This window comes from Lacimonas salitolerans (assembly GCF_042677865.1).
Classification (GTDB): Bacteria; Pseudomonadota; Alphaproteobacteria; order Rhodobacterales; family Rhodobacteraceae; genus Lutimaribacter; species Lutimaribacter salitolerans.
Genome location: NZ_JBHUDD010000091.1, coordinates 1 through 1,689, shown reverse-complemented (window position 1 = coordinate 1,689; position 1,689 = coordinate 1). Strand labels below are relative to the sequence as shown.

Genomic DNA, 1,689 nt, shown 5'->3' with positions numbered 1-1,689 from the left:
GTTGTTTTCGCAAAGAAGGCTATGTGTCGGGAGGCGGTGCAACCGGCATGGCAAGCGTCTTCTGTTGCAGGCGGACGACGGCACTGTTTGGCCAGTTCCCCCGCAATGGACGGATCTTGCGAGTGAAGACCCAGACGTCGTCATCGGTGGCGGAGATGCACTCCTGCGGTTTGCTGATCTGATTGCTCTGGCCGAACTGGTCGGCCGCCTCTCGGGCAAATTGGTCGATAGTGACGCCGATACGTGTAAAGGGAACTATGCCGCTAATGTAAGGGGAATTACGCCGCATGGATAGCGAGATGAGGGGAGTTATCCCAAATAATAGGATATATTCTGGGGCCCTGTGGTGTTATAACCTTGACGTCACGTCAGATTGCGGCGTAAATATAATTACTACCAAGTCATATCTCACCCCCGGAACCGACTATGGCCGCGAAGTACGGCAGCAAGCGCTCAAAGACCGATGCCCTCATCGAAGAGGGCACCTTCAATCCAGCACCTGGCAAGGTGCGCGATCCGAAGTTCCATGGGAGCGAGTTTTTCGATCCGCACGATGCCGTGCAGGTCAGATACGAGATGCTGCGCCGCGTCTCCGTCGACAAGGTGTCGGTGACAGAGGTCTCCGAGGAGTATGGTGTTTCAAGGCCGACCTACTACCAGGCCAAGGCGAACTTCGACACCGCCGGGATCGCCGGACTGGTGTCGGCAAAGCCGGGCCCGCGCGGCCCCCACAAGATCGACGAGGACGTCTTGGCGTTCCTGCAGGCACGGCTGATCCCGGGCGAGCCGGTTCGCGCTCGGCAACTGGCAAAAGTGGTCCGCCAAGAGCTCGATATCGAGCTCCACCCCAGAACCATCGAACGGGCACTAAAAAAAACGACCCGCTAGGCGCCGCCGCCGCGCCGACATGTCTTTCGGCAAGCACCGCCCAGTACGAGGTGTTGCGCCGGGCAGTGCTCGGCGACGCGCTGCCGCTTATGGCTCGCAGCGGCCTCATCCTTTTCCTCAGACGCGGCATGTGGGGATGGGCTCAGGCACTGACCGCATCCACAAGCACCCCTCGCGAGCCGATCAACCCGCCATCAGCCGCCTGCCTGGCGCACGGCGCGCAGGATGCTGTCGTTCACGTTCTCGCAGCTATCGCCATGAACACCCATAATCGGAGACCGTCATGAACATGCACCTCAAGGTTCAACAGCGCCATCTTGACCGTGGCGCATACCTGTACATCCGCCAATCCTCGATGCGGCAAGTCATGGAGAATGCGGAGAGTGCCAAGCGGCAATATGCGCTGCGCGGTCGGGCGGTCGCTCTTGGCTGGCGCGACGAACAGATTGTCGTCATCGACAATGACCAGGGCGAGTCCGGTGCTTCGGCGGCCTGGCGCGAGGGCTTCCAGCGGCTGGTCAGCGACGTCGGCATGGGGCACGCCGGGATCGTGATGGGTCTGGAGGTCTCCCGTCTGGCGCGCAACAACGCCGACTGGCAGCGGTTGCTGGAGATCTGCGCTCTTGCCGATACCCTGATCCTGGACGAAGACGGCGTCTATGATCCGGCAAGTTTCAACGACCGGCTCCTGCTCGGCCTGAAAGGCACAATGAGCGAGGCCGAACTTCATGTGATCAAGGCGCGCTTGCGCGGCGGCATCCTCAACAAGGCGCGTCGGGGAGAGTTCCGCTGCCCCCTGCC

3 protein-coding genes are annotated in these 1,689 nt (G+C 61.1%); all 3 read left to right on the top strand.

Going from position 1 to position 1,689, the window contains the following annotated elements; genetic code table 11:
• Window position 1: 1 nt before the first annotated feature.
• Entirely contained in the window at window positions 2-295 is a 294-nt protein-coding gene (locus ACFTOW_RS13445) for a DUF5372 family protein (protein WP_379916554.1), read from the top strand.
• Between the two features lie 131 nt (window positions 296-426).
• The gene (locus ACFTOW_RS13440) at window positions 427-888 is read left to right on the top strand and encodes a helix-turn-helix domain-containing protein (protein WP_379916552.1); all 462 of its coding nucleotides are present in this window, start codon (window positions 427-429) and stop codon (window positions 886-888) included.
• A 283-nt stretch (window positions 889-1,171) separates the two neighbouring features.
• A partial coding sequence (locus ACFTOW_RS13435; RefSeq protein ID WP_379916550.1) for a recombinase family protein occupies window positions 1,172-1,689 on the top strand: 518 nt, incomplete at its 3' end.